Origin of the sequence: Phenylobacterium sp. J367, from assembly GCF_024699985.1 — a bacterium.
Lineage (GTDB): Bacteria > Pseudomonadota > Alphaproteobacteria > Caulobacterales > Caulobacteraceae > Phenylobacterium.
Window position 1 is genome coordinate 1,067,137 of record NZ_JAJONA010000001.1, and the last position, 22,440, is coordinate 1,089,576.

The following is a 22,440-nucleotide window of genomic DNA, read 5'->3' on the forward strand; positions in this document are numbered from 1 at the left end:
ACGACAGAGGGATCGGAACGTCTTGGCCCAGAACCTTGACCTGTTCCCCATTGGGAACTGCGCCGCCAGCGCGCTGATCGACCGCACGGGCCGTTTCGTCTGGGCCTGCGCCCCCAGGGTCGACGGGGACCCGTTCTTCTCCGCCCTGCTGGGCGGCCGCGATCCCGGCGCGGGAGAACGCGCGCGGCCTGTTCGACGTCCAGACGGAGGACGAGGCCGAGGTGACGCAGGCCTACCTGCGCAACACGCCGATCCTGCGCACCGAGGTGTCCGACAAGGCCGGCGGCCGCTTCGAGATCATCGACTTCTGCCCGCGCTACCGGCAGTTCGGCCGCGTCTACCGCCCCCTGGCCTTCATCCGGATCCTGCGACCTCTGGCGGGCGCGCCGCGCATCCGCATCCGCCTTCGGCCGACCAGCAACTACGGCGAGTTCGACATGCCCACGACCATGGGCTCGAACCACCTGCGCTTCATCGGCGCGGAGACGACGCTGCGGCTAACGACCGACGCCCCGGTCAGCCACATCAAGGAGGAACGGACCTTCCGGCTGGAAGAGCCGATCGCCATGTTCCTGGGCCCCGACGAGGGGTTCGACGCCGATGTCGCCACCACCGCCGCTCGCATGCTGCGCGAGACCACCGACTACTGGCGCACCTGGGTGCGGACCCTGTCGGTGCCGCTGGAGTGGCAGCAGGCGGTGATCCGCGCGGCGATCACCCTGAAGCTCTGCCAGTACGAGGAGACCGGCGCCATCGTCGCGGCGCTGACGACCTCGATCCCCGAACATGCGGACGACGACGGCAAGGCCCGCAACTGGGACTACCGCTACTGCTGGCTGCGCGACGCCTACTACGTCGTCCAGGCGCTGAACCGGCTTGGCGCGGCGGACATGCTGGAGAACTACCTCGTCTATCTTCGCAACCTGGTGGACCAGGCGCGCAAGGGGCGACCAGGCGCCGGTCTATGGCGCAGCCGGCGCGGGCGGGCTCGGGCCCGCCACGATCGCCGACACCACCAAGGCCGGCCACGTCCAGCCGGTCTATGGCGTGGGCCTGGAGCCGGTGCTCACCGAGTGGATCGCGCCCCACCTGCCAGGCTACCGCGGCATGGGCCCCGTGCGGGTCGGCAACCAGGCGCACGAGCACCTGCAGCACGACGTCTATGGCCAGATCGTGCTCTCCACCGTCCAGGCCTTCTTCGACGAGCGGCTGTTCCGGCCGGCGACCGTCGAGGACTTCAAGGCCCTGGAGCCGATCGGCGAGCGGGCCTTCGAGCTGCACGACAAGCCCGACGCCAGCCTCTGGGAATTCCGCGGCCGCGAGGCGGTGCACACCTATTCCAGCGTCATGTGCTGGGCGGCCTGCGACCGACTGGGCAACGCCGCGGCCAAGCTCGGCCTGACCGACCGCGCCGCCTACTGGAACGACCGGGCCGCGACGGTGCGCAACGCCATCGAGACCCGCGCCTGGAACCCCGAGCTCGGCCGCTATGCGGCGACCTTCGGCGGCGACGAGCTCGACGCCTCCCTGCTCCAGCTCATCGACGTGCGCTTCACCTCGCCCGACGACCCGAAGATGCAGGCGACCATGGCGGCGGTGGAGGCGGGCCTGCGCCGCGGCCCCTTCATGCTGCGCTACGCCATCCCCGACGACTTCGGCGAGCCGAAGACCGCCTTCAACTTCTGCACCTTCTGGCTGATCGAGGCCTTGCACCTCTCCGGCCGCACGGACGAGGCGCGGGAGCTCTTCGAGGAGATGCTCGGCCGCCGCACGGCGGCGGGCCTGCTGTCGGAGGACATCTCGTTCGACGGCATCGAGCTCTGGGGCAACTACCCCCAGACCTACTCCCTGGTCGGGCTGATCAACTGCGCGTCGCTGCTGTCACGGCCGTGGACCAGCGCGCGCTAGGGAACCTTCCGCCGGGCCCGTGCGTCGAATCCGCATGACCGAGCATGGAAGCCCCGAGGAACTGCGCCGCGCGACGGAGGCCGCCGACGCCCTGATCAGCCGCCTGCAGGAAGCCATCGCCGACCGGCTCGCGCGGACCGGCGAGATCGACGAGGCGGAGGGCTTCTACGAGCTTGTCCAGCTCCTGGAGACCTCCCCGGAGATCACCACCGTCCGCATGGCGCTCGGCCGCGATCCGCACCGGGTGGGCGAACCCACGCCGCTGAGCCGGCCCGGACACACCGGCTGATCAGTCGTACCAGGCGCGCCCCGCGCGCTCGATAAGCGCGAAGGCGCCCGGCCGGGCCCCAGGAGCCGGCGGCATACGGCTTTGGCGTCAGGCCGGCTTCCCGCCAGGCGTCGGCGACGCCGTCGACCCAGCGCCACGCTTCCTCCACCTCGTCGCGGCGGACGAAGAGGGTGGAATTGCCGGCAATCACGTCCAGCAGCAGACGCTCATAGGCGATCCGCCGCCGCGAACCCGGCCCCTCGTAGGCTTTGGCGAGCGACAGCGAGAGCGGCAGCGACTGCAGCCGGATCCCGCCATGGCTCAGCCCCGGCGCCTTGTTCATCAGGAGCAGCTCGATGTCCTCGTCCGGCTGCAGGTCGATGACCAGCCGGTTGGCCATCAGGTCGTCCTTGGCCGCCCCGCCGAAGATCGAGTGCGGCACGCCCTTGAACTGGATGGCGATCTGGGTCCGCCGCTCGGGCAGCCGCTTGCCGGTGCGCAGGAAGAAGGGCACGCCCGCCCAGCGCCAGTTGTCGATATCGGCCCGGAGCGCCACGAAGGTCTCGGTGTTCGAGGCCTGGCCGCGCTCCTGCTCGTAGCCGTCGGCCTGCTTCCCGCCGACGACGCCCGGCGTGTACTGGCCGCGGATCGAATTGTTCAGCACGTCGGCGCGGGTGAACCGGCGCAGCGAGCGGAGCACCTTCACCTTCTCGTTGCGCACCGAGTCCGGCTCCATGTCGGCCGGCGGCTCCATGGCCACGAGGCAGAGGAGCTGCAGCATGTGGTTCTGCAGCATGTCCCTGAGCGCGCCGTACTCGTCGTAGTAAGGCCAGCGGTCGCCCACGCCTTCGGTCTCGGCGACGGTGATCTGCACGTGGTCGACGGTCAGGTTGTTCCAGAGCGGCTCGAACAGAGTGTTGGCGAACCGCAGCGCGATCAGGTTCTGGACGGTTTCCTTGCCCAGGTAGTGGTCGATCCGGAAGATCCGCTCTTCGTCGAACACCGCACCGACCGACACGTTGATCAGGCGCGAGGTTTCCAGGTCGCGGCCGATCGGCTTCTCGAGCACGATCCGGCTCTCGTCGGTCGCCAGGCCGGCGGCGGCCAGGGCGACGCAGACGCGGCCATAGAGGCTGGGCGACAGCGCCAGGTAGAAGATCGGCGCCTTGGCCTTCTCCAGATGCGGCTTCAGCGCCGCGGCGCCCTGCTCGGTCGTGGCGTCGGCGGCGACATAGTCGGTCCGCGCGGCGAACCGTTTCCAGACCGCCGCGTCCAGGCCCTCCGGCCGCGCGGTGAGGTCGGACTTGACCATCTCCAGGAACTCGTCGCGCGTCATGTCGCCGCGCGCGGTGGCCACCACCTTGAAGCCGTCGGGCAGGAAGCCGTCGGCGTCCAGGAAATAGAGCGACGGCAGCAGCATCCGCCGGGCGAGGTCGCCCGCCCCGCCGAACAGCACGATCACATCGGCCTGCGGGGTGTCAGGCATCTGGCGCCTCTCGTTAGGTCAAGGGATGGGATTAGGGGCGGCATACCGACGATTGCGCTATGAAACGTCAAGGCCCTTCGCGAGTTGTGAGCATGTCAAAAGCGCATCCGCCGGATCGCGCAGGCGCCTTCGTGCGTTGTCGTGTCGGACCCGGGGCGGGAATTTATGAGTATCGAGGATCTGACCATCGCACTTCCGGCGCCGAAGCCCCTTCTGCTGCGCGATGCGTCCCTGTTCCTGGATCTCGACGGCACGCTGGCGCCGATCGCCGCCCGGCCGCAGGACGTCCGCCCCGAGGCCCGTCGAACGCGACTGGTGGAACGCCTGGCCGACCGCCTCGACGGCCGCCTCGCGGTGGTCAGCGGACGAACCCTGGCCGACATCGACCGCATCCTGGAAGGCAAGGTGATGGCGGTGGCCGCCGTCCATGGCCTTGTCCGGCGCGAACCCGACGGCGCCGTCCATGAGCTCGCTCCCCATCCGGCCCTGCCGATGGCCGCCGCCCGGTTGCGGGAGTTCGCGGCCAGCGATTCCGGGCTGATCGTCGAGGAGAAGGGCCTGAGCCTCGCCCTGCACTTCCGGCTCGCCCGCCACCACGCCCAGGCCGCCCGCCGGCTCGCCGAGGAGATCGCCCAGGAGACGGGGCTCACCCTCCAGGACGGCGACATGGTCGAGGAGCTGCGTACGCCGGGCCCCACCAAGGGCGACAGCGTGAACGCATTCATGGCCCAGCCGCCGTTCCTGGGCTCGCGGCCGATCTTCATCGGCGACGACGCCACCGACGAGCACGGGTTCGAGGCGGCGCGCGAGGCCGGCGGCCTGGGCGTCCTCGTGGGCCCCACGCGGCTCTCCGGCGCGACCTGCCGCCTGGCGGGCGTCGACGAGGTCCTGGCCTGGCTGGAGGCCGCCCTGTGAGCCCCGCTTCGCCAATCCTCCGCAGGGCCGTCGCCCATCCTTCCAAGCTTCGACAGGGAGCGAAGTAGGATGAGCCGCCTGATCGTCATCTCCAACCGCGTCCAGCCGCCCACCGGCAAGGGCGACGAGAGCGTCGGCGGACTCGCCATGGCCCTGGCCGCGGCGCTGCGTGAATATTCCGGCCTCTGGTTCGGCTGGAGCGGCAAGACGACGCCGAAGTTCACCGGCCAGCTGTCGATGCAGAAGATCGACGGCGTCACCGCCGCCACGATCGACCTCGAGGAGGCCGACTACGACGAGTACTACAACGGCTACGCCAACAAGACGCTGTGGCCGCTGTTCCACTACCGCACCGACCTGACCGCCTATGACCGGGCCTACGGCGAGGGCTATGCGCGGGTGAACGCCCGCTTCGCCGAGACGCTGCGGCCGCTGGTCGAGCCCGACGACCTGATCTGGGTCCACGACTACCACCTGATCCCGCTCGGCCGGGAGCTCCGGAAGCTGGGCCTGAAGAACCGGATGGGCTTCTTCACCCATGTGCCCTGGCCGGCGCACCAGCTCGTCACCACCCTGCCCGGCCACCGCCAGCTCGTGCAGGCGATGTTCGACTACGACCTCGTCGGCTTCCAGGTGCCCGAGTACCAGCAGGCCTTCGAGGAGTACGTCACCGCCGAGGCGGGCGGCGAGCACCTCGGGCCCGGACGGCTGAAGGCGTTCGGCCGGACGCTGCAGGTCGGCTCGTTCCCGATCGGCATCGACGCCGCCGACTTCACCCGGATGGCGCAGTCGCCGAAGGCGCGCCGCATGCGGGACATCATGACCGCCTGCACGGTCTTCCGGCGGCTCATCGTCGGCGTCGACCGCCTGGACTATTCCAAGGGGCTGGAGGAGCGGTTCCTCGGCTTCGAGCGCCTGCTGGCCGACAATCCCGATCTGCGCCGCGAGATCCTGATGCTGCAGATCGCCCCGGTCAGCCGCGAGGGCGTCGAGGCCTACCAGGAGATCCGCGGTCGGCTGGACACCCTGTCGGGCCGGATCAACGGCGAGTTCGCCGACGTGGACTGGCAGCCGTTCCGCTATGTGAACAAAAACTACCGCCGCGACGAGCTGGCGGGGCTCTATTCGGTGGCCCGCGTCGGTCTGGTCACCCCGCTCCGCGACGGGATGAACCTGGTGGCCAAGGAGTTCGTGGCCGCCCAGAATCCGGACGATCCGGGCGTGCTGATCCTCTCGCGCTTCGCCGGCGCCCGCGCGCCAGCTCCAGGAGGCGCTGCTCGTCAATCCGAACAGTCCCGAGGAGCTGGCCGACGCCATGAAGCGCGCGCTGGCCATGGACAAGGCCGAGCGTGTCCGCCGCTGGCGGGCGCTGAACGAGAACGTCCAGAAGGAGGACGTCACCGCCTGGCGCGACGCCTTCGTGAGCGAACTGGCCGGCGTGGAGCCGAGGCGCACCGCGCTCGCGAGCTAGGACCTGTCCATGGCTGCGAAGAAGCTCGCCAAGTACCAGTCGATGCGGGACTTCTCGAAGACCGCCGAGCCCAGCGGCGCGGAGCCGGTCAAGGCCTCGAACCGCCTGCGCTTCGTGATCCAGAAGCACGCCGCCACGCGCCTGCACTACGACCTCCGGCTCGAGCTCGACGGGGTCTTCAGGTCCTGGGCGGTGACCAAGGGCCCGTCGATGAACCCCGCCGACCGGCGCCTGGCGGTGGAGGTCGAGGACCACCCCCTCGACTACGGCGACTTCGAGGGGACGATCCCCAAGGGTCAGTACGGCGGCGGCACGGTGATGCTGTGGGACCGCGGCTACTGGGAGCCCGAAGGCGATCCGCACGCCATGCTGAAGACGGGCGACCTGAAGTTCACCCTCGACGGCGAGCGGCTGAAGGGCAGCTTCGTGCTCGTGCGGATGAAGCGCCGCGAGTTCGAGAAGAAGGACAACTGGCTGCTCATCAAGCACCATGACGGTCTGGAGCTGGATGAGGTGGGCCCCGTGGAGGACGAGACGACCTCGGTGGCGTCGGGCCGGTCCATGGACGACATCGCCGCCGGCAAGGGGAAGGGGCCGAAACCCTTCATGACGGGCGGCCGCGCGCGCGCCTCCAGCAAGGACGTGTGGCAGTCGAACCGCGCCAGCAAGGACGCGCCGAAGTCCGCCGCTCTGAAGACGGCGCCGGCCCCGAAGCTGAAGGCGTCGGCGCTCCCGGCCTTCGTGCCGCCGGTGCTGGCCAAGTCGGTCGACCGGCCCCCGCCGGGCGCCGGCTGGGGCCACGAGATCAAGTTCGACGGCTACCGGCTCCAGGTCCGCGTCGAGAAGAAGGCGGCGGTGATCAAGACCCGCTCGGGCCTCGACTGGACGGCGAAGTTCAAGGAGATCGCCGCCGACGCCGCGCACCTGCCCGACGGGCTATACGACGGCGAAGCCTGCGCGCTGGACGATCACGGCTCGCCGGACTTCCCCGCGCTGCAGGCGGCGCTGTCGGACGGCAAGACCGGCAACCTGATCTTCTTCGCCTTCGACGCCATCTTCCTGGAGGGCGAGGACCTCCGGAACCTGCCTTTGAGCGATCGCAAGGCGAGGCTCGCCGAGGTGCTGCAGTCTGCGGGGAAGCGGGTCGCCAGGCGCATCCGCTATGTCGACCACTTCGAAACCGCCGGCGAGGCGGTCCTGCAATCGGCCTGCCGCATGTCCCTGGAAGGGATCGTCTCCAAGAAGCTGGACAGCCCGTACCGCTCGGGCCGCGGCGAGGACTGGGTGAAGTCCAAGTGCCGGGCCGGCCATGAGGTGGTGATTGGCGGCTGGCGCGGCGAGACGGGCCAGCTCCGCTCCCTGTTGGTCGGAGTGCACCGCGACGGCAAGCTCGTCTACGTCGGCAAGGTCGGCACGGGCTTCGGCCGCGAGAAGGTGGCCCGCGTGCTGCCGCGGCTCCAGGCCGCCGAGGCGGAGAAGAGCCCGTTCACCGGACCCGGCGCGCCGCGCAAGGCCGCCGACATCCACTGGGCCCGGCCCGAGCTGGTCGCCGAGATCGAGTTCGCCGGCTTCACCGGCTCCGGCATGGTCCGCCAGGGCGCCTTCAAGGCGCTGCGCGAGGACAAGCCGGCGTCCGAGGTCGAGGCCGAGACGCCCGCGCCGCTGTCCACCGACCTGGCCGAACCGGCGCCCAAGGCGGCGCTGAAGGGCAAGGCCAAGGCCGCGAAGACCGAACCGCCCATCGTCATGGGCGTGCGGCTCTCCAGTCCCGACAAGGCGCTCTGGCCGGACGCCGGCGACGGCAAGCCGGTGACCAAGCTCGATCTCGCCCGCTACCTGGAAGAGGTGGGGCCCTGGATGATGTGCCACATCGAGGGCCGGCCCTGTTCGATCATCCGGATGCCGGACGGCATTGACGGCGAACAGAAGTTCTTCCAGCGCCATGCGGGCAAGGGATCGTCCGCCCTCGTCACCGAGGTGGAGGTGTTCGGCGACCACAAGCCCTACCTGCAGCTCGACCGCATCGAGGCGCTCGCCGCCATGGCCCAGATCGGGGCGCTGGAATACCACCCCTGGAACTGCCAGCCCTTCGATCCGGAGACCCCCGGGCGGCTGGTCTTCGACCTCGACCCGGACGAGGGCATCCCGTTCGCCCGGGTCGTCGAAGGCGCCCTGAAGGTGAAGGCCAAGCTGGAAGAGCTGGGCCTCGTGGCCTTCTGCAAGACGACGGGCGGCAAGGGCCTGCACGTGGTCACGCCGCTCGCCGGCGGGAAGGGCAAGATCGACTGGCCGACGGCCAAGAAGTTCGCCCAGGACGTCTGCCTCGCCATCGCCCGCGACGAGCCCGAGAAGTACGTGGTCAACATGGCCAAGGCCAAGCGCGTCGGGCGGATCTTCCTGGACTACCTGCGCAACGACCGGATGAGCACGGCGGTCGCCCCGCTGTCGCCCCGCGGCCGGCCGGGGGCGCCGGTGTCCTTCCCGCTCACCTGGGACCAGGTGACGCCGAAGCTCGATCCGAAGAAGTGGACCATCCGTACAGCCCCGGCCCTCTTGAAGAAGACCGACGCCTGGGCTGACTATTTCGACAGCGAGCGGCCGCTGGGCCCCGCGATCAAGAAGCTGGGGGCCAAATGAGCAAGTGGATCGCGATCCTGCTGGCGGTCATCGTCGCCTGCGTGGTGGTGGGATTCCTCGTCGATGCGATCCGCGCCATCGCCTGGGCCGCGGTGGTCGTGCTCGCCGTCGTGCTCGGCGTCCAGATGCTGGCCAAGAAGAAGGGCTGACCCACCGTCAGGGCTTGTAGCCTTCGACGATGAACACGCGCGACGTGGACGACCGGTTCCGGATCGGCAGGACGGCGGTGTACTCGGGCGAGGTCCGCCAGGCCCTGGCCTGCTCCACGGACGGGAACTCGAGCACCACCACGCGGTCCGGCTCCGGCTCGCCGTCGACCATGACCACCGGGCCGCCGCGGACGACGTAGCGGCCGCCGTACTTGTCGATGATCGGCGGCACCTGCACGGCGTAGGTCTGGAAGTCCTCCAGATCGGTGATCCAGATCTCGTTGATGATGTAGGCGGTCATGCCGAACCCTCCGCACGCTGTTTCAGGGCGGCGAAAGTCCGACACATGCTCGCGATTTCCAACGGCTTTGCTCTAGGGTCGCTGACTTTGGAGGAAACGCCGTGAATGCCACCCGACGCAGCCTGCTCGCCGCCGCCGCCGCCAGCGCCCTGCCGCTACCGGCCTTCGCGCAGGCCCCGAAGCTGATCACCAAGTCGATCCCTTCGAGCGGGGAACAGCTCCCGCTGATCGGCGTGGGCACCGCCCGCCGCTATGACTCCGCGCCCACCGAGGCCGAGAAGGCTCCGTTGCGCGAGACGCTGAAGCGCTTCCATGACCTCGGCGGCAAGGTGATCGACACCGCGCCCTCCTACGGCCAGGCCGAGACCGTGGTCGGCGATCTGGTCTCCGAGCTGAAGATCCGGCCGGGCCTCTTCCTCGCCACCAAGGTCGGCGCCGACAACGCCGAGGCCGGCAAGGCGCAGATCGAAGCCTCGTTCCAGAAGCTGAAGACCGAGAGGATCGACCTGATCGCGGTCCACAACCTGCGCGACGTCACCGCCGCCCTGGCCACGCTGCGGGGGCTGAAGCAGGCCGGCCGCATCCGATACGTCGGGGCCACCACCTCCTTCGACAACCAGTACGCGGACTTCGAGGCGATGATGCGCCGCGAGACCCTGGACGTGGTGCAGGTGGATTACGCGCTGGACAACCGCGGCTCCGCCGACCGCATCCTGCCGCTGGCCCGCGACCGCGGCATGGCGGTCTGGGTCAACCTGCCCTTCGGCCGCGGCCGACTGTTCCAGGCGACGCAAGGGCGGCCCCTGCCGGACTGGGCCAAGGAGATCGACTGCACGACCTGGGCGCAGGTGTTCCTGAAGTACGTGGTGAGCCATCCGGCGGTGACCACCGCCATCCCCGGCATGGCGCAGGCCAGGTACGTGGACGACAACCTGGGCGCCGCGCGCGGCCGGATGCCGGACGCCGCGATGCGCACCCGCATGGAGCAGTTCATTGACAGCCTCTGAGGCGAAGCCGCGGGGCGGCCTGGGCGCCCGCCCTTTCCCGCGTCGTGATCGCCGAGCCGGACGAGGTCCCGGCGGTCGTCGCGGGCTTCTTCGTCTTCCTGCTGCTGTTCGCCGCCCACTTCATGCTGCGGCCGGTGCGCGAGACCTTCGGGGTGGCGGGCGGGGTCGATAATCTCCAGTGGCTGTTCCTGGGGACGTTCATCGCCACCCTGACGCTGGCGCCCTTCTACGGCTGGCTGAGCTCCAAGGTGGCGCGCCGGCGGCTGCTGCCCTTCGCCTACGCCTTCTTCGCGTTGAGCTTCGTGGGCTTCGCGGTCAGCCTCTGGCAGTCGCCGGAGAACGTCTGGGTCGGTCGGGCCTTCTACATCTGGCACTCGGTTTTCAACCTGTTCGTCGTTTCGCTCGCCTGGAGCCTGATGGCCGACGTCTTCAATCCCGGCCAGGCCAAGCGCCTCTTCGGCCAGATGGCGGCGGGCGCCAGCCTGGGCGGCCTCGCCGGGCCGCTGATGGCCGGCGCCCTGGTGGAGCCGATCGGCGAGGGCGGCCTGCTGCTGCTGGCCGCGATCCTGCTGCTCGGCAGCCTGCTGCCCGTGGCCTATGTGCTCCGCTGGCGCGACCGGCGGCCCCAGGCCCAGGCTGCGTCGGCGGAGTCCCGCCAGCCGATCGGCGGCAGCATCATCGCCGGGCTGACGCTGATCTTCCGCTCGCCCTACCTGCTGGTGATCTCCCTCTTCGTGCTGCTGCTCACGGCGGTGACCACCTTCCTCTACTTCGAGCAGGCGAGGCTGGTGGACGCCACCTTCCAGGACCGCGCCCAGCAGACCCAGGTGTTCGCGGGCATCGACGCCGTGGTGCAGGCGCTGACCATCGGCGTGCAGATCTTCCTGACCGGCCGGCTGGCCAGGCGGCTGGGCGTGACGGTGCTGCTGACCGCGGTGCCGATCGCCACCGTGTTCGCGTTCGGCGCCCTGGCGGCGGTCTATACCTTCCCGGTGCTGGCGGTGGCCATGGTCGTCCGCAGGGTGGGCGAATACGCCCTCGTGCGGCCGGGCCGCGAGATGCTGTTCACCACCGTCGACAACGAGACCAAGTACAAGGCCAAGAACGCCATCGACACCGTGGTCTACCGCGGCGGCGACGTGGCCAGCGCCTGGCTGAACACGGCGCTGACCGCGCTGGGCTCTGGCCCGGCGGTGCCGCTGGCCGGCGCGGTGATCGCGGCCGGCTGGGCGGTGGTCGGCTTCCGGCTCGGCCGCCTCCACGACCGGCGAAGTCCGGAAGCCGCCTGAGGCCTAGTTGGGCGCGCCGCTCGCCGGCGCGGGCGTCGCCGTCGGGGCGGTGCCGGCCGCATTGACGCCGGTGGAGCCCGGTCCGAGGTCGCCCGTGGCGACCGGGGCGCCGACCTCGCCGGAGGCGCCGACCCCGGGACCCTGGCCGGTGTCGCGGCCGGTGTCGGCCATGCCGGTCCCGCCCGTGGCCGCAGCGGTCCCGGGATCGCCCGCCGCCGTCGCGCCGTCGCGGTTCTGGGGGGACTGATCGCAGGCGGTCAGCAGGCCGCCCATGGCCAGGGCGCCGGCGGCGAAGATCAGGACGTTACGCATGGGGGTCTCTCTCCACTCTAAAGAAACGGTCAGGCGCGCTTTTTGGCGGGCGCCTTCTTGGCCGGGGTCTTGCGGGTCGCGGCCTTCGCCCGGCCGGCCGAGCTCTTGGCGGCCGGCTTGCGCCGCTCGCCCGCGCCGCCCTCGCCGAGGCTGCGGCGCAGCGCCTCCATGAGGTCGACGACTTCGGCCTCCTTGGGCTCCTTCGGCGTGGCGATCTTCGCCCCCTTTTCCTTCTCCTTGATCAGCTTCCGCAGGGCGTCCTCGTAGCGGTCGTTGAACTGGGTGGGATCGAAGGATCCTTCCAGCTGATCGATGATCTTGCGGGCGATCTCGACCATGGCGGCCGGCGGCTTGGACGCAGGGATGCCCGAGAACACCTCCTCGGGCTTCTTGACCTCGCGCTGGTTGCGGATCGTGTAGGCGAGGATGCCGCGGTCGCGGGGCTCCAGCGCCATCAGCCGCTCGCGCTGGTGCATCACCAGGCGGCCGAGCGCCACCCGGCCAGCCTTCTTCATGGCGTCGCGGATCACCGAGAAGGCCTCGACGGCCATGTCTCCGTCCGGGGCGAGGAAATAGGGGTCGTTCCAGTAGAGCCGGTCGATCTCGTCCTCGCCGACGAACCGCTCGATATCGAGCGTCCGGGTGGTGGAGAGACGGACCGCCTTGATCTCCTCGTCAGTGACGACGACGTAGTGGCCCTTCTCGATCTCGTAGCCCTTGACGATCTCCGACCGGTCGACCGGGCCGCTTTCCGGATCCGTCGGGATCATCCGGATGCGGTTGTGAGTCTCCTTGTGGAGCATGTTGAAGTGCACCTCACGCTCCGCGAGGTGGCCGTGTAGAGCGCCACCGGGCAGCTCACGAGGCTGAGGCGCAGGTAGCCTTGCCATGTCGGACGCGTGGCCATGCCGGTCTCCGGAATCCCCTTGGAGACTCCGGAACGCGCCGCCGAGCGAATCAGTTCGGTGCCTTCCGCCTACTTCGCGGCGCCGAGGCCGAGCGTCGGGAGGGCGACCATCTGCTGGCCGTCGAGGCGCGCCTTCCTGAAGTTCGTCCTCACCCCGCTTTCGGCCCCGAACTCCATGAGCTGGTCGGCCTGCGGCTGGTAGGCGGGCCAGGCCGCCTCGCCGCACCGCGGCGCCCCGGACTTGGCGAAGCTGACCCAGCAGGCGTGCATCAGGGTCGCCATGGCCCGGTCCTCGTCCGACACCAAGCTCACCGGCGTGCGCCGGCCCCAATATTCGAACACATAGGGGATCTCGGCGGCATGCGCCGCGCGGGTGATCGCCGGGCGCATGCGCGTGGCGACGTAAGAGAAGTGGTAAAGCCAGGCGGGCTGGCCGGGCGCGGCCTTGGCCGCCACCCAGCGGGCGGGGGCGGTGAAGACGCGGTCGGTGAAGAGGGCGCGGGCCAGCGCTTCGTCGCCGGCGGCGGCCTCTTCCCTGTAGATGGCCCGCGCCACCGCCGGGACCTGCGGCAGGCGCGCTGTCGGGATCGGACCGGGGCCCATCAGGGAGTCCTCGCCGGAGTTGGAGCCGATGATCAGCGGCACGTCGGCCAAGCGACCGGCGGCGAGCGCCTGGGTCGCCGTCTCGGTCATCAGCCGCCCGTCGGGGAAGGGTCCGTAGCTCATGTTCACCGCCGCGAGCCTGTCGGCCGGCACGGCGCGAAGTTCCTCGGACGTCGACGCCGTGATCCCGGCCTTGGCCAGCGCCTCGACACCCGCCTGCTCCTGCTTGGTGAGCGTCGTCGGCTCGAACCAGCCGAGGCCCGACTGGACGATGGCCTTCGAATAAAGCCCTTTGGCCTTCGGCGTGGCCAGCAGGGCGAGGGTCGACACGCCCCCGCGCTCTCGCCGAAGACGGTGACGTTGGCCGGATCGCCGCCGAACGCCGCGATGTTCCTCTGCACCCACTGGAGGGCGGCGATCTGGTCCATCAGACCGAAGTTGCCGGTGGGTTCGGCACCGGCCCCGGCGGTCAGGGCCGGATGGGCGAAGTAGCCCAGCGCACCCAGCCGGTAGTTAATGGAGACCAGCACCACGCCGTCGCGGGCGAAGTTCGAGCCGTCGTAGATCCAGCCGGCCCCCGTGCGGTGCGCGCCGCCGTGGATCCAGACCATCACCGGCGCGGCTTTCGCGCCCCCTTTTTCAGCGTGGCGGGGGCGAAGACGTTGAGCTGCAGGCAGTCCTCGGACGTGGGCCCGTTGGCCCCGCCGCTGTTGGGCGTGCCGTCGGCGTTCATCGGCTGCGGGCAGGACGGTCCCGCCTTCACGGCGTCGCGATCTCCGTTCCAGGCGGCGGCCGGCTGCGGCGGCTTCCAGCGCAGCGGGCCCACCGGCGCTGCGGCGAACGGGATGTTGCGGAAGACGTTGGCCCGGTCGTTGGCCTCGCCGACCAGGACGCCTTGATCGACCTTCACCTTCACGGCTTGGGCCTGAGCCGTACCGGCGAACAGCAGGGCCGCAGCGATGGCAAGATGGCGCAGCATGGTCGGGCTCCCCAGGGCTGTGGCGCGAGGACGCCACGGCCGCGCGCCCGGGGTCAATGGAAATCCCGGCTGCGGATCAGGCGGCCGGTGACCCGGCTGCGGACTTCGGGCGGCGCACCCTCGTCGTCGCGCATCTCGCCCAGCTTCTGCGACAGGTCGGTGAACTTGCGGGCGACCAGATGGACCACCTCGCCCTCCTTCTGGAGCTGGCCCTCGATCAGCAGGAAGGAGGCGCTCATCACCGTCCGGCGGTGGGCCTCGAAGGCGTCCTTCCAGACCACGATGTTGGCGATGCCGGTCTCGTCCTCCAGCGTCAGGAAGACCACGCCCTTGGCCGTTCCCGGCCGCTGGCGGACGAGCACCAGGCCGCCCACCGCCACATGGCGCTTGTCCGGGAGGGTCTTCAGCGCGGCGCAGGGAACGGCGCGCCGGCGCGCCAGGTCCTGGCGGAAGAACGAGACCGGGTGCTGGCGCAGCGACAGGCTGGTCGTCCGGTAGTCCTCGGCCACCTGCCGGGGCAGGCTCATGAACGGCAGCTCCACCTGCTGCTCGCGGATCCCGCCGGCCAGCAGCGGCGCCTTCGTCTCCGCCCCGATCTCGTCGGCCAGACCCTTCACCGCCCACAGCGCCGCGCGGCGGTCGAGGCCCAGGGAGCGGAAGGCGTCGGCCTCGGCCAGCAGCTCCAGCGACCGGCGCGAGAGCCCGGCCCGGAGCGCGAAGTCCTCGAGGGTGAGGGCTCCGGCGGCGCGGGCCTTGGGGATGCGCTTCGCCTCGTCCTCCTTCAGCCCCTTGATCTGCCGCAGCCCCAGTCGGACCGGGCTCGTCGGCAGGCGCGGGTCGTCCTTGGCTTCCAGGGTGGAGTTCCAGTCGGAGAACAGCACGTCCGGCGCACGCACCTCCACGCCGTGCTCGCGGGCGTCACGGACGAGCTGGGCCGGCTGGTAGAAGCCCATGGGTTGGGCGTTCAGCAGCGAGACCAGGAAGACGTCCGGGTGGCGATGCTTCACCCAGGCTGAGGCATAGACCAGCAGGGCGAAGCTGATCGCGTGGCTCTCCGGGAAACCGTAGGAGCCGAAGCCCTCGATCTGGTGGAAGCAGCGCTGGGCGAACGCCGGGTCGTAGCCGCGGGCGATCATCCCTTCGACGAACTTCACGCCGTAGGTCCCGACCGTGCCGTAGTGGCGGAAGGTGGCCATTGAGCGGCGCAGGCCGTCGGCCTCGCTCGGCGTGAACCGCGCCGCCTCGATGGCGATCCGCATGGCCTGCTCCTGGAAGAGCGGCACGCCCATGGTCTTGCCGAGGATGTCGCGCAGTTCGTTCGGATCGCCGTGGCCCTCGCCCGGGCCGGGCAGGTCGGCGCGCTCGAGGCCGTCCCGCCGGCGCAGGTAGGGATGCACCATGTCGCCCTGGATCGGACCGGGGCGGACGATCGCCACCTCGATGACCAAGTCGTAGAACTTCCGGGGCTTCAGCCTTGGCAGCATCGACATCTGCGCCCGGCTTTCCACCTGGAACACGCCGACGGAATCGGCGTGGCAGAGCATCTCGTAGACTTCCGGGTCCTCCTGCGGGATGTCGGCGATGTCGGGGATGCCCAGGAGGTCCAGGCTCTCCTTCAGCGCGGTCAGCATGCCGAGCGCCAGGATGTCGACCTTCATCAGGCCGAGCGCGTCGATGTCGTCCTTGTCCCACTCGATGAAGGTGCGCTCCGGCATGGCGGCGTTGCCGATCGGCACGGTCTCGTCGAGCCGGCGCTTGGTCAGGACATAGCCGCCCACGTGCTGCGACAGGTGGCGCGGGAAGCCCAGCAGTTCCTGGGCCAGCGCCGTCGCCCGGCGGATCTCCGGCGCGTCGGGGTCGAGGCCACACTGGCGGATGTGCTCATCGGGCACCCCATCGCCGTAGGAGCCCCAGACCGTGCCGGCGAGCGCCGCGGTGATGTCCTCGGTAAGCCCCAGGGCCTTGCCGACCTGGCGGATCGCCATGCGCGGCCGGTAGTGGATGACGGTGGCCACGATCGCCGCCTTGTCGCGGGTGTAGCGCTCATAGACGTACTGCATCACCTCCTCGCGCCGGGCGTGCTCGAAGTCGACGTCGATGTCCGGCGGCTCGTTGCGATTCTCCGAGATGAACCGGGAGAAGAGCAGGTCCTGGTCCGGCTTGGTGGGATCGACCGCGGTGACGCCCAGGCAGAAGCAGACGCAGGAATTGGCCGCCGACCCGCGGCCCTGGCAGAGGATGCCGCGCTCCTCCCGGGCCCAGCGCACGATGTCGTGCACCGTCAGGAAGTAGTTCGGGTAGTCGAGCCGCTCGATGAGATCGAGCTCCTCGGCGACCAGCTTCGTCACCTTGTCCGGCACGCCGTCCGGATAGCGCCAGGCCGCGCCCGCCCAGGCGAGGTCGCGCAGGTGCTGGATGGCGGTCTTGCCGGGCGGCACCGGCTCGTCGGGGTATTCGTAGCGGAGCTGGGAGAGGTCGAAGCCGACGCGCCCGGCGATCTCCACGCTGCGCTCCACCGCGCCCGGGAACTTCGCGAACAGCCGGGCCATCTCCTCCGGCCATTTCAGGTGGCGCTCGGCGTTGGCCTCGAGCTTCAGCCCCGCCTCGTGGACCGTGCAGCCCTCGCGGATGCAGGTCAGTACGTCCTGCAGGGCCCGCCGCTCGGGGCCGTGGTAGAGCACGTCGTTGGTGGCGACCATGGGCGCGCCATGCGCCTGGCCGAGGGCCTGGAGCCGCGAGAGCCGCTTGAGGTCGCGCGCGCCGTAGCGCCGGGCCGCCGCCAGCCAGACGTCCGGCAGCTCGCCGGCGATCCGCCGGAGGTCGGTCTCGAAGCCGTCGTCCAGCCGCTCGGGCGGGACCACAAGCACGAGCTGGCCCTCGGCGTGGTCCAGGAAGTCGCCGAAATGGAGCTCGCATTCGCCCTTTTCCGCCCGCCGCTGGCCGACGGTGAGCAGGCGGGTGAGACGGCCATAGGCCTCCCGGTCCGAGGGATAGACGAGCAGGCTGGGCGTCCCGTCCGCGAAGTCCAGGCGGCAGCCGGTGAGCGCGCGGATCTCCGAGCCCCCTTCCCGGAGCGTCTGCTGGGCCGACCAGGCGCGCACCACCCCGGCCAGGGAGTTGCGGTCGCAGATCCCCACCGCCGCCATCCCCAGGGCGTCGGCTCCCCCCACCAGCTCGTGCGGATGCGAAGCCCCGCGCAGGAACGAGAAGTTGGTGGCCGCCTGCAGTTCGGCGTAGCGGGTCATCCGAACAGCCCGTGGAGCCACCACTGGGCCGGCTGGCCGGGTTCGTAGAGGCCCGAGCGGAACACCCAGAAGCGGCCGCCGTCCTGGTCCTCGACCCGGTAGTAGTCGCGCACGTGGCCGACCGAGACGTCCTCGATCAGGCCCCTCCACCATTCCTCGCCGATCCGCTCGGGGCCCTCGGCGCGGCGGACGCGATGGGTGCGGCCGCGCCAGCGGAACTGGTTGGGCGGGTCGTCGGGGGTCAGGGCGATGACGCCCTCCAGCGGCTCGGGGCGGCGGAACAGGCGTACGGGCCGGGGCGCCTCCGGATCCCAGGGCCGGGCCTCGGACGGCGGGCCGCCCAACGCCTTGGCCTTGCCGACCGACAGTTCGGGGACGTGGCTCTCCACCGGCGCGGCGCGCCAGACCCGGTCCTCGCCCAGGCGGTTGACCAGCCGGTCGACCAGCGGACCGAGCCCGTCCTCCACCGCCGGGTCGCGCCGGGCGTCGAGCTTCGCCTGGCGGCCGGAGACCGGCTCCACGTCCCAGGCCGTGGCGGTGACCACCTCGATCCCGAAGCCGGGATCGACCGTTTCCAGCTTGGGCGCCACCAGCTTGGCGATGCGGCCTGCGTCGCGGCCGGGCAACGACAGGCCGACGGCCACCGGCAGGGCCTGGCCGTCGAGGCGGTGGTAGCAGACCTCGAACCGGCGGCGCCCTGGCCCTCCTGTTCCAGCCGGGCGCAGAGCGTCTCCAGCACGTCGCGGGCGACGCGCGCCATGTCGTCGGGCGCGCTGATCGGCTCGAAGAAGGCCAGCCTGGAAAACCAGGGGGTCGGCGGCCGGCGGAAGGTGAGCGCCTCCTTCGTGCGGCCCAGCGCCTGGTCGAGGCGCATCATGGCGGCCTTGCCGAACCGGCGGGTGAAGGGGCCGCGCGGCAGGGCCATGAGCTGGCCGAGGTTGCGGAGGCCCAGCCGCTCGATCTGGGCGGCGGCCTCGGGCTCCAGCCTGAGCGCGGCGGGCGGCAGGGGCGCCAGCAGGTCGGCCTGCTCCCCGGCGGGGCGATGGTCCCGTCCTCGCCGAAGTGGGCCAGCGCCCAGGCCGCGCCCGGCGTGTCGGCCACGGCGCAGCGGAACGGCAGGCCGTTGCGGGCCAGCCGCGCCTGGAGGTCGGCCATCATCCCGGCCTCGTCGCCGAACAGGTGGTCGACGCCGGTGATGTCGAGGAAGAGGCCGTCGGGCCGGTCGGCCGCCACCGCCGGCGAGAAGCGCACGCACCAGTCCACGAGCGCGGTCAGCGCCTCGGCGTCCGCCTCCGGTTCGGCGTCGGCGGTGACCAGCTCCGGCGCGATGGCCATGGCGTCGGTGGCCTTCTGCCCGGGGCGCAGGCCCAGGCGCAGGCCCGCCGCGCTGACGGCCGAGAGCCGGCGGACGGCGCGCACGGTCTCCAGCAGGGCGAAGGGCTGGTCGTCAGGCGGCGCGTCGTTCGGATGGCGCCGGAGCCACGCCGAGATCGCCCACATCGGCGACCAGGCGCAGAGGATGCGCGACATCGCCTGCCTCCATGGAATAGGCCCCGCTCGCTTCCACGAACCAGGCGCCGGTCCGGCCGCCGCGACAGCGTTCCAGGGCCAGCCGGAAGCGCGGGGCGCCGAGACCAAGTTCGCCCATCGCCGGCTCGGAGGGGGCCGAGGCCACCCGCCAGCGGGTCGTGGCCGCCGAGCCCGCGGCCTCCTTCTTCGCCGTTCCGCCATAGGGCCGGCGACGGATCACGAAGCCCGTTGCCCCCATCTTCTCGCAGGCGAGCTGCAGCCGGCGCCCGGCGGTGAGATCGACCGCCTCCACCTCCCCGAACACCGCCGAGACGCCGACGGTGGACAGCGCGTCCTCCATCACCGAGAGCGCCTCGGCCTCGTCGCGGGCGCAGACCTGGATCAGCCGCTCCGGCGGGAAGCCGAGGCCCAGCAGGCCGGGCGCCCAGAGGTCGTCGCGGCGCAGCACCCAGACCGCCTCGCCCCGCCTGGCCAGGGGCGCGGCCATCAAGGCGGCGACGGCGGCCGCGGCGGCGGCGGTCTCCAGCTCCATCCCGTCGGCGACCAGCTCGTGCCAGCGGCCGAGCGGGAGGCCGCCGCCGGGCAGACACAGGTCGATGTCGGGCGCGCCGAAGGGGAGGGACTCGGAGTCCGGCCGTCCGCCCGCCTCGAGGGCGGCGACCTTCGCCTTGAGCGCGGCGAGCGCTCCTGAGCGAGATCCGGACATGGTATTGCGGACTCCGTTCGTTCCAGTTTTGTTCTGGAACTCATGAGGCCCGGAGTCAAGTTCCGTGGGGCCGCGTACGCTGACGCACCGGAAGGAAAGCGCCTCTTCGGCGTGGCGCGGCAAAGCCGGCCGTGCTTGGTTTCCGCGAACGCCGCCCGCCGGTCGAGGCGGCCGCAAGGGAGCCCGCCATGGCCGTGATCTTCAGCGTCCTCTACCCCGCCACCGAAGGGGGCGAAGTTCGACAAGGCCTATTACGACGCCACCCACATCCCGCTGGTGAAGGACGCCTTCAGCGCCACGGGACTGACCGACGTCCAGGTTCTGCACGGTGTTTCGGCGGCCGGCGGCGGGCCCGCCCCCTTCGTCTGCATCGCTCACCTGACCTTCGCCGACGCCGGCGCCCTGCAGGCCTCGCTCACCGGCCCGCGCGCCGGCGAGGTGTTCGCCGACGTGGCCAAGTTCACCGACATCAAGTCGGTCACCCAGGTCAGCACGCCGGCGTAAAGGGCCTAGCCCGGCGGGCCGCCCCCGCCGCCGAAGTCGAAGCCCGGGTCCCGGGCCGCCTTGCCCTGGCCGCCGAAGGTCCAGGTCAGGCCGACGAATACGCCGCGGAAGTTGCCGTCTCGTACCGTGCGGTCGCGCAGGGTGTCGGTGTCGATCACCTGCACGTCCTTGAAGGTGTTGAGCACGTCCTGGACCGTGACGACGCCGGAGACCTTGTCGCTGAACTTGTGGCGGTAGCCGAGGTTCAGGAGGCCGGAGGCCTTGCGGTAGCCCTGGGCGGTCAGCCGCTCGCCGTTCACGAAGCCGTTGAGCTGGATGAAGTCCTTCGACGTCACCTGCCAGTTGAGGTTGGCCCGGCCGCCCACCGTGAAGCCGTCGCGCGTCTCCGCGAAGCCGAGGTCGCCGGCGTCCAACTCCTGCCAGCCGACATTGCCGCTGAGATTGTAGGTGATGGTCTTGCTCAGCCGGCCGTTGGCGACCAGCTCCAGGCCCGCGGTCCGCACCTGGCCGGCGTTCTCGCGGGTGGTGACGAGGATGCCCTGGCCGATGTCCTCGGTGACGTCGATCACCCCGTCGTGGCTCACCCGGTAGAACAGCGTGCCGATGTAGAGCGTGCCGCCGTCGCGCTTCTGCCAGGCGGCCTCGAAGCTGTCGGTGATCTGCGGCTTCAGGTCGGGATTGCCGCGCCGGTAGTTGGCGGGGTCGATATAGACCAGGAAGGGGTTGAGGTCGTTGGCGTTCGGTCGCTGGACGCGCCGGCTGTAGCTCGCCGAGAGACGTTCGCCTTCGCCCAGCTGATAGGCCAGGTGCAGGCTCGGATAGGCCTCGGTGTAGTCGTTGGTCGCCTGGATGTTGGTGGTGATCTGGTTGATGTCGATCTCGACCGATTCCACCCGAAGGCCCGCCAGCACCGTGAAGTCGCCGAACGGCCGCTCGTAGGTGGCGTAGGCCTGGTGGACCGTCTGGTCGTAGGTGAAGCGGTTTGAGAAGTTGAGGTCGGGGACGAGCGGCCCGCCCGCCAGGCCGCGCGCGGCGGTGTTCAGGTAGTCGTTCTCGTCGATCTGCAGGACGTAGCCGGCCTTCAGCTTGGCCTCGTCCGGCATCGGCCGGGTGTAGTCGACCTTCAGCTCCACCTGATCAAGGCGCGTGTCCTGGCTGAACCGTTCCCTCGCCTGCAGCGGCGGCTCGGGCAGGCTGGTGACGAGCGCCTGGTCGCGGTCGCCGGTGAGGTCGGTCCGCTCGAGGCTGCCATTCACCACCAGCTCGTGGTCCTGGCCCTCCAGCTTGCGCCGCCACGTCCCGGAGATTTCCCCATTCCGACGCTGGAAGTCCTGCTCGCCGGTGCGGTCGAACACGCGGGTCAGGGCGCCGCTTGCGTCCTGCGCCTCGTAGTGCTCGTAGGTGGCCACGGATGGCTTCATGTCGATGAAGCGCAGCTCGCCCGAAAGCCGGTCGGCGGCGGTGACGTCGTAATCGGCGCTGAGCCGGCCATTGTAGATCCGCCCATCGCCGCGGGAGATGTCGCGTTCGCGGCTGGTCAGGACCGTCGCGCCCGTCGCGTCGAGGACCTCGCGCTCGTTCGTCAGCCAGAACTTCTGCGGATCGGTGCGGTAGGCGGCGTCGGCGGTGACGGTGAGCCTGGCGGAGTTGTAGCCGGCGCTGCCGCCGACATTGGCGCGGCCCTCGCTCCCGTAGTTGGCCCGCAGAGAGCCGGAATAGCCGGGCTTGCGGGTCTTCTTGGTGATCAGGTTGATGACGCCGGCCCCGCCCTCGGGATCGAAAGCCGCCGTTGGGTTGGTGATCACCTCCACCCGCTCGATCTGGTCGGCGGGCAGGCTCTGAAGGGCGGCGGCGCGGCCCTCGCCCTTGAACATGCCGCTGGGCTTGCCGTCGATCATGATGGTGACGTTGGGATCGCCGCGCAGGGCGACATTGCCCTGCACATCCACCTCGACGGACGGCACGCCGCGGAGGGCGTCGCCGATCGAGCCGGTGGTGGCCTGCAGGTCCTTGGCGACGTTGTAGCTGGTCCGGTCGATCGAGGTCCGCACGTCCGGCGCGGCGCCCGAGACTACCACCTCGCCGACCGTCTTGCCCTCCGCCGGCGGGGCGGCCTGGGCCGGCTTGGCCGTCGGCGGGGACGCGGGCTGGGCCAGCGCCCCGCTCGCGAGCAGCACGAGGGGCGAGGCCAGGACGAACAGATGATTCTTCACGAGACCTCTG

General features: G+C 70.6%; 15 protein-coding genes and 5 pseudogenes. 9 read left to right on the forward strand and 11 right to left on the reverse strand.

From position 1 onward, the window contains the following. Nucleotides 1–22 precede the first annotated feature (22 nt). Together LRS04_RS05850 and LRS04_RS05855 are read left to right on the forward strand one after the other, a co-directional pair. A pseudogene (locus LRS04_RS05850) lies at nucleotides 23–1,908 on the forward strand (glycoside hydrolase family 15 protein). Between the two features lie 34 nt (nucleotides 1,909–1,942). Then, nucleotides 1,943–2,197 carry a hypothetical protein gene (locus LRS04_RS05855; protein WP_257815568.1) on the forward strand — a complete coding sequence of 85 codons (255 nt, stop codon included), beginning with the start codon at nucleotides 1,943–1,945 and terminating at the stop codon, nucleotides 2,195–2,197. Here LRS04_RS05855 and zwf read toward each other — a convergent pair. Beyond that, a pseudogene (gene zwf / locus LRS04_RS05860) lies at nucleotides 2,198–3,662 on the reverse strand (glucose-6-phosphate dehydrogenase). Nucleotides 3,663–3,827: 165 nt separating this feature from the next. Here zwf and otsB point away from each other — a divergent pair. The 4 genes and pseudogenes from otsB to LRS04_RS05880 all read left to right on the forward strand — a co-directional run bounded on the left by otsB (nucleotide 3,828) and on the right by LRS04_RS05880 (nucleotide 8,834). After that, nucleotides 3,828–4,577, forward strand: a complete 750-nt coding sequence (gene otsB / locus LRS04_RS05865) for a trehalose-phosphatase (RefSeq protein ID WP_257815570.1) — start codon at nucleotides 3,828–3,830, stop codon at nucleotides 4,575–4,577. Nucleotides 4,578–4,646: 69 nt separating this feature from the next. Beyond that, nucleotides 4,647–6,048 (forward strand): annotated as a pseudogene (locus tag LRS04_RS05870) (trehalose-6-phosphate synthase). Between the two features lie 9 nt (nucleotides 6,049–6,057). Next, nucleotides 6,058–8,685, forward strand: a complete 2,628-nt coding sequence (gene ligD, locus LRS04_RS05875) for a DNA ligase D (protein ID WP_257815571.1) — start codon at nucleotides 6,058–6,060, stop codon at nucleotides 8,683–8,685. Beyond that, nucleotides 8,682–8,834, forward strand: coding sequence for a hypothetical protein (locus tag LRS04_RS05880; protein ID WP_257815572.1), 153 nt, complete (start codon nucleotides 8,682–8,684; stop codon nucleotides 8,832–8,834). Before ligD ends, LRS04_RS05880 begins: the two co-directional genes overlap by 4 nt. Before the next feature lie 7 nt (nucleotides 8,835–8,841). Here the strand turns inward: LRS04_RS05880 and LRS04_RS05885 are convergent, their stop codons facing one another. After that, complete coding sequence (locus LRS04_RS05885) at nucleotides 8,842–9,135, reverse strand: DUF1330 domain-containing protein (RefSeq protein ID WP_257815573.1); 294 nt, start codon at nucleotides 9,133–9,135, stop codon at nucleotides 8,842–8,844. A gap of 101 nt (nucleotides 9,136–9,236) precedes the next feature. Here LRS04_RS05885 and LRS04_RS05890 point away from each other — a divergent pair, with 101 nt between their 5' ends. Both LRS04_RS05890 and LRS04_RS05895 read left to right on the forward strand, forming a co-directional pair. After that, nucleotides 9,237–10,142, forward strand: coding sequence for an aldo/keto reductase (locus LRS04_RS05890; RefSeq protein WP_257815574.1), 906 nt, complete (start codon nucleotides 9,237–9,239; stop codon nucleotides 10,140–10,142). A gap of 44 nt (nucleotides 10,143–10,186) precedes the next feature. Next, a complete protein-coding gene (locus tag LRS04_RS05895) occupies nucleotides 10,187–11,431 on the forward strand; it encodes an NTP/NDP exchange transporter (protein ID WP_257815576.1) in 1,245 nt (414 codons plus the stop codon). Between the two features lie 3 nt (nucleotides 11,432–11,434). Here LRS04_RS05895 and LRS04_RS05900 read toward each other — a convergent pair whose 3' ends face one another. From LRS04_RS05900 to LRS04_RS05930, 8 genes and pseudogenes are all read right to left on the reverse strand, one after another. Then, nucleotides 11,435–11,743, reverse strand: coding sequence for a hypothetical protein (locus LRS04_RS05900; RefSeq protein ID WP_257815577.1), 309 nt, complete (start codon nucleotides 11,741–11,743; stop codon nucleotides 11,435–11,437). Between the two features lie 29 nt (nucleotides 11,744–11,772). Then, a complete protein-coding gene (locus LRS04_RS05905) occupies nucleotides 11,773–12,558 on the reverse strand; it encodes a Ku protein (protein WP_308238079.1) in 786 nt (261 codons plus the stop codon). A 161-nt stretch (nucleotides 12,559–12,719) separates the two neighbouring features. Continuing rightward, complete coding sequence (locus LRS04_RS27660; protein ID WP_374577114.1) at nucleotides 12,720–13,253, reverse strand: carboxylesterase family protein; 534 nt, start codon at nucleotides 13,251–13,253, stop codon at nucleotides 12,720–12,722. A 57-nt stretch (nucleotides 13,254–13,310) separates the two neighbouring features. Next, nucleotides 13,311–13,864, reverse strand: a pseudogene (locus LRS04_RS27665) (carboxylesterase family protein); the annotation flags it as partial. After that, complete coding sequence (locus tag LRS04_RS05915) at nucleotides 13,864–14,232, reverse strand: carboxylesterase family protein (RefSeq protein ID WP_257815580.1); 369 nt, start codon at nucleotides 14,230–14,232, stop codon at nucleotides 13,864–13,866. The pseudogene LRS04_RS27665 and the gene LRS04_RS05915, both read right to left, overlap by 1 nt. Nucleotides 14,233–14,285: 53 nt before the next feature. Continuing rightward, nucleotides 14,286–17,477, reverse strand: a complete 3,192-nt coding sequence (locus LRS04_RS05920; protein WP_257815581.1) for an error-prone DNA polymerase — start codon at nucleotides 17,475–17,477, stop codon at nucleotides 14,286–14,288. After that, nucleotides 17,474–19,007, reverse strand: a pseudogene (locus LRS04_RS05925) (DUF6504 family protein). Before LRS04_RS05925 ends, LRS04_RS05920 begins: the two are co-directional and overlap by 4 nt. Then, a complete protein-coding gene (locus tag LRS04_RS05930; protein ID WP_257815582.1) occupies nucleotides 18,925–19,713 on the reverse strand; it encodes an ImuA family protein in 789 nt (262 codons plus the stop codon). Before LRS04_RS05930 ends, LRS04_RS05925 begins: the two are co-directional and overlap by 83 nt. A 276-nt stretch (nucleotides 19,714–19,989) precedes the next feature. Here LRS04_RS05930 and LRS04_RS05935 point away from each other — a divergent pair, with 276 nt between their 5' ends. Further along, nucleotides 19,990–20,217, forward strand: a complete 228-nt coding sequence (locus LRS04_RS05935; protein ID WP_257815583.1) for an EthD family reductase — start codon at nucleotides 19,990–19,992, stop codon at nucleotides 20,215–20,217. Nucleotides 20,218–20,222: 5 nt separating this feature from the next. On the opposite strand, the gene LRS04_RS05940 is transcribed toward LRS04_RS05935, so the two are convergent. Further along, nucleotides 20,223–22,430 carry a TonB-dependent receptor domain-containing protein gene (locus LRS04_RS05940; protein ID WP_257815584.1) on the reverse strand — a complete coding sequence of 736 codons (2,208 nt, stop codon included), beginning with the start codon at nucleotides 22,428–22,430 and terminating at the stop codon, nucleotides 20,223–20,225. Nucleotides 22,431–22,440 lie beyond the last annotated feature (10 nt).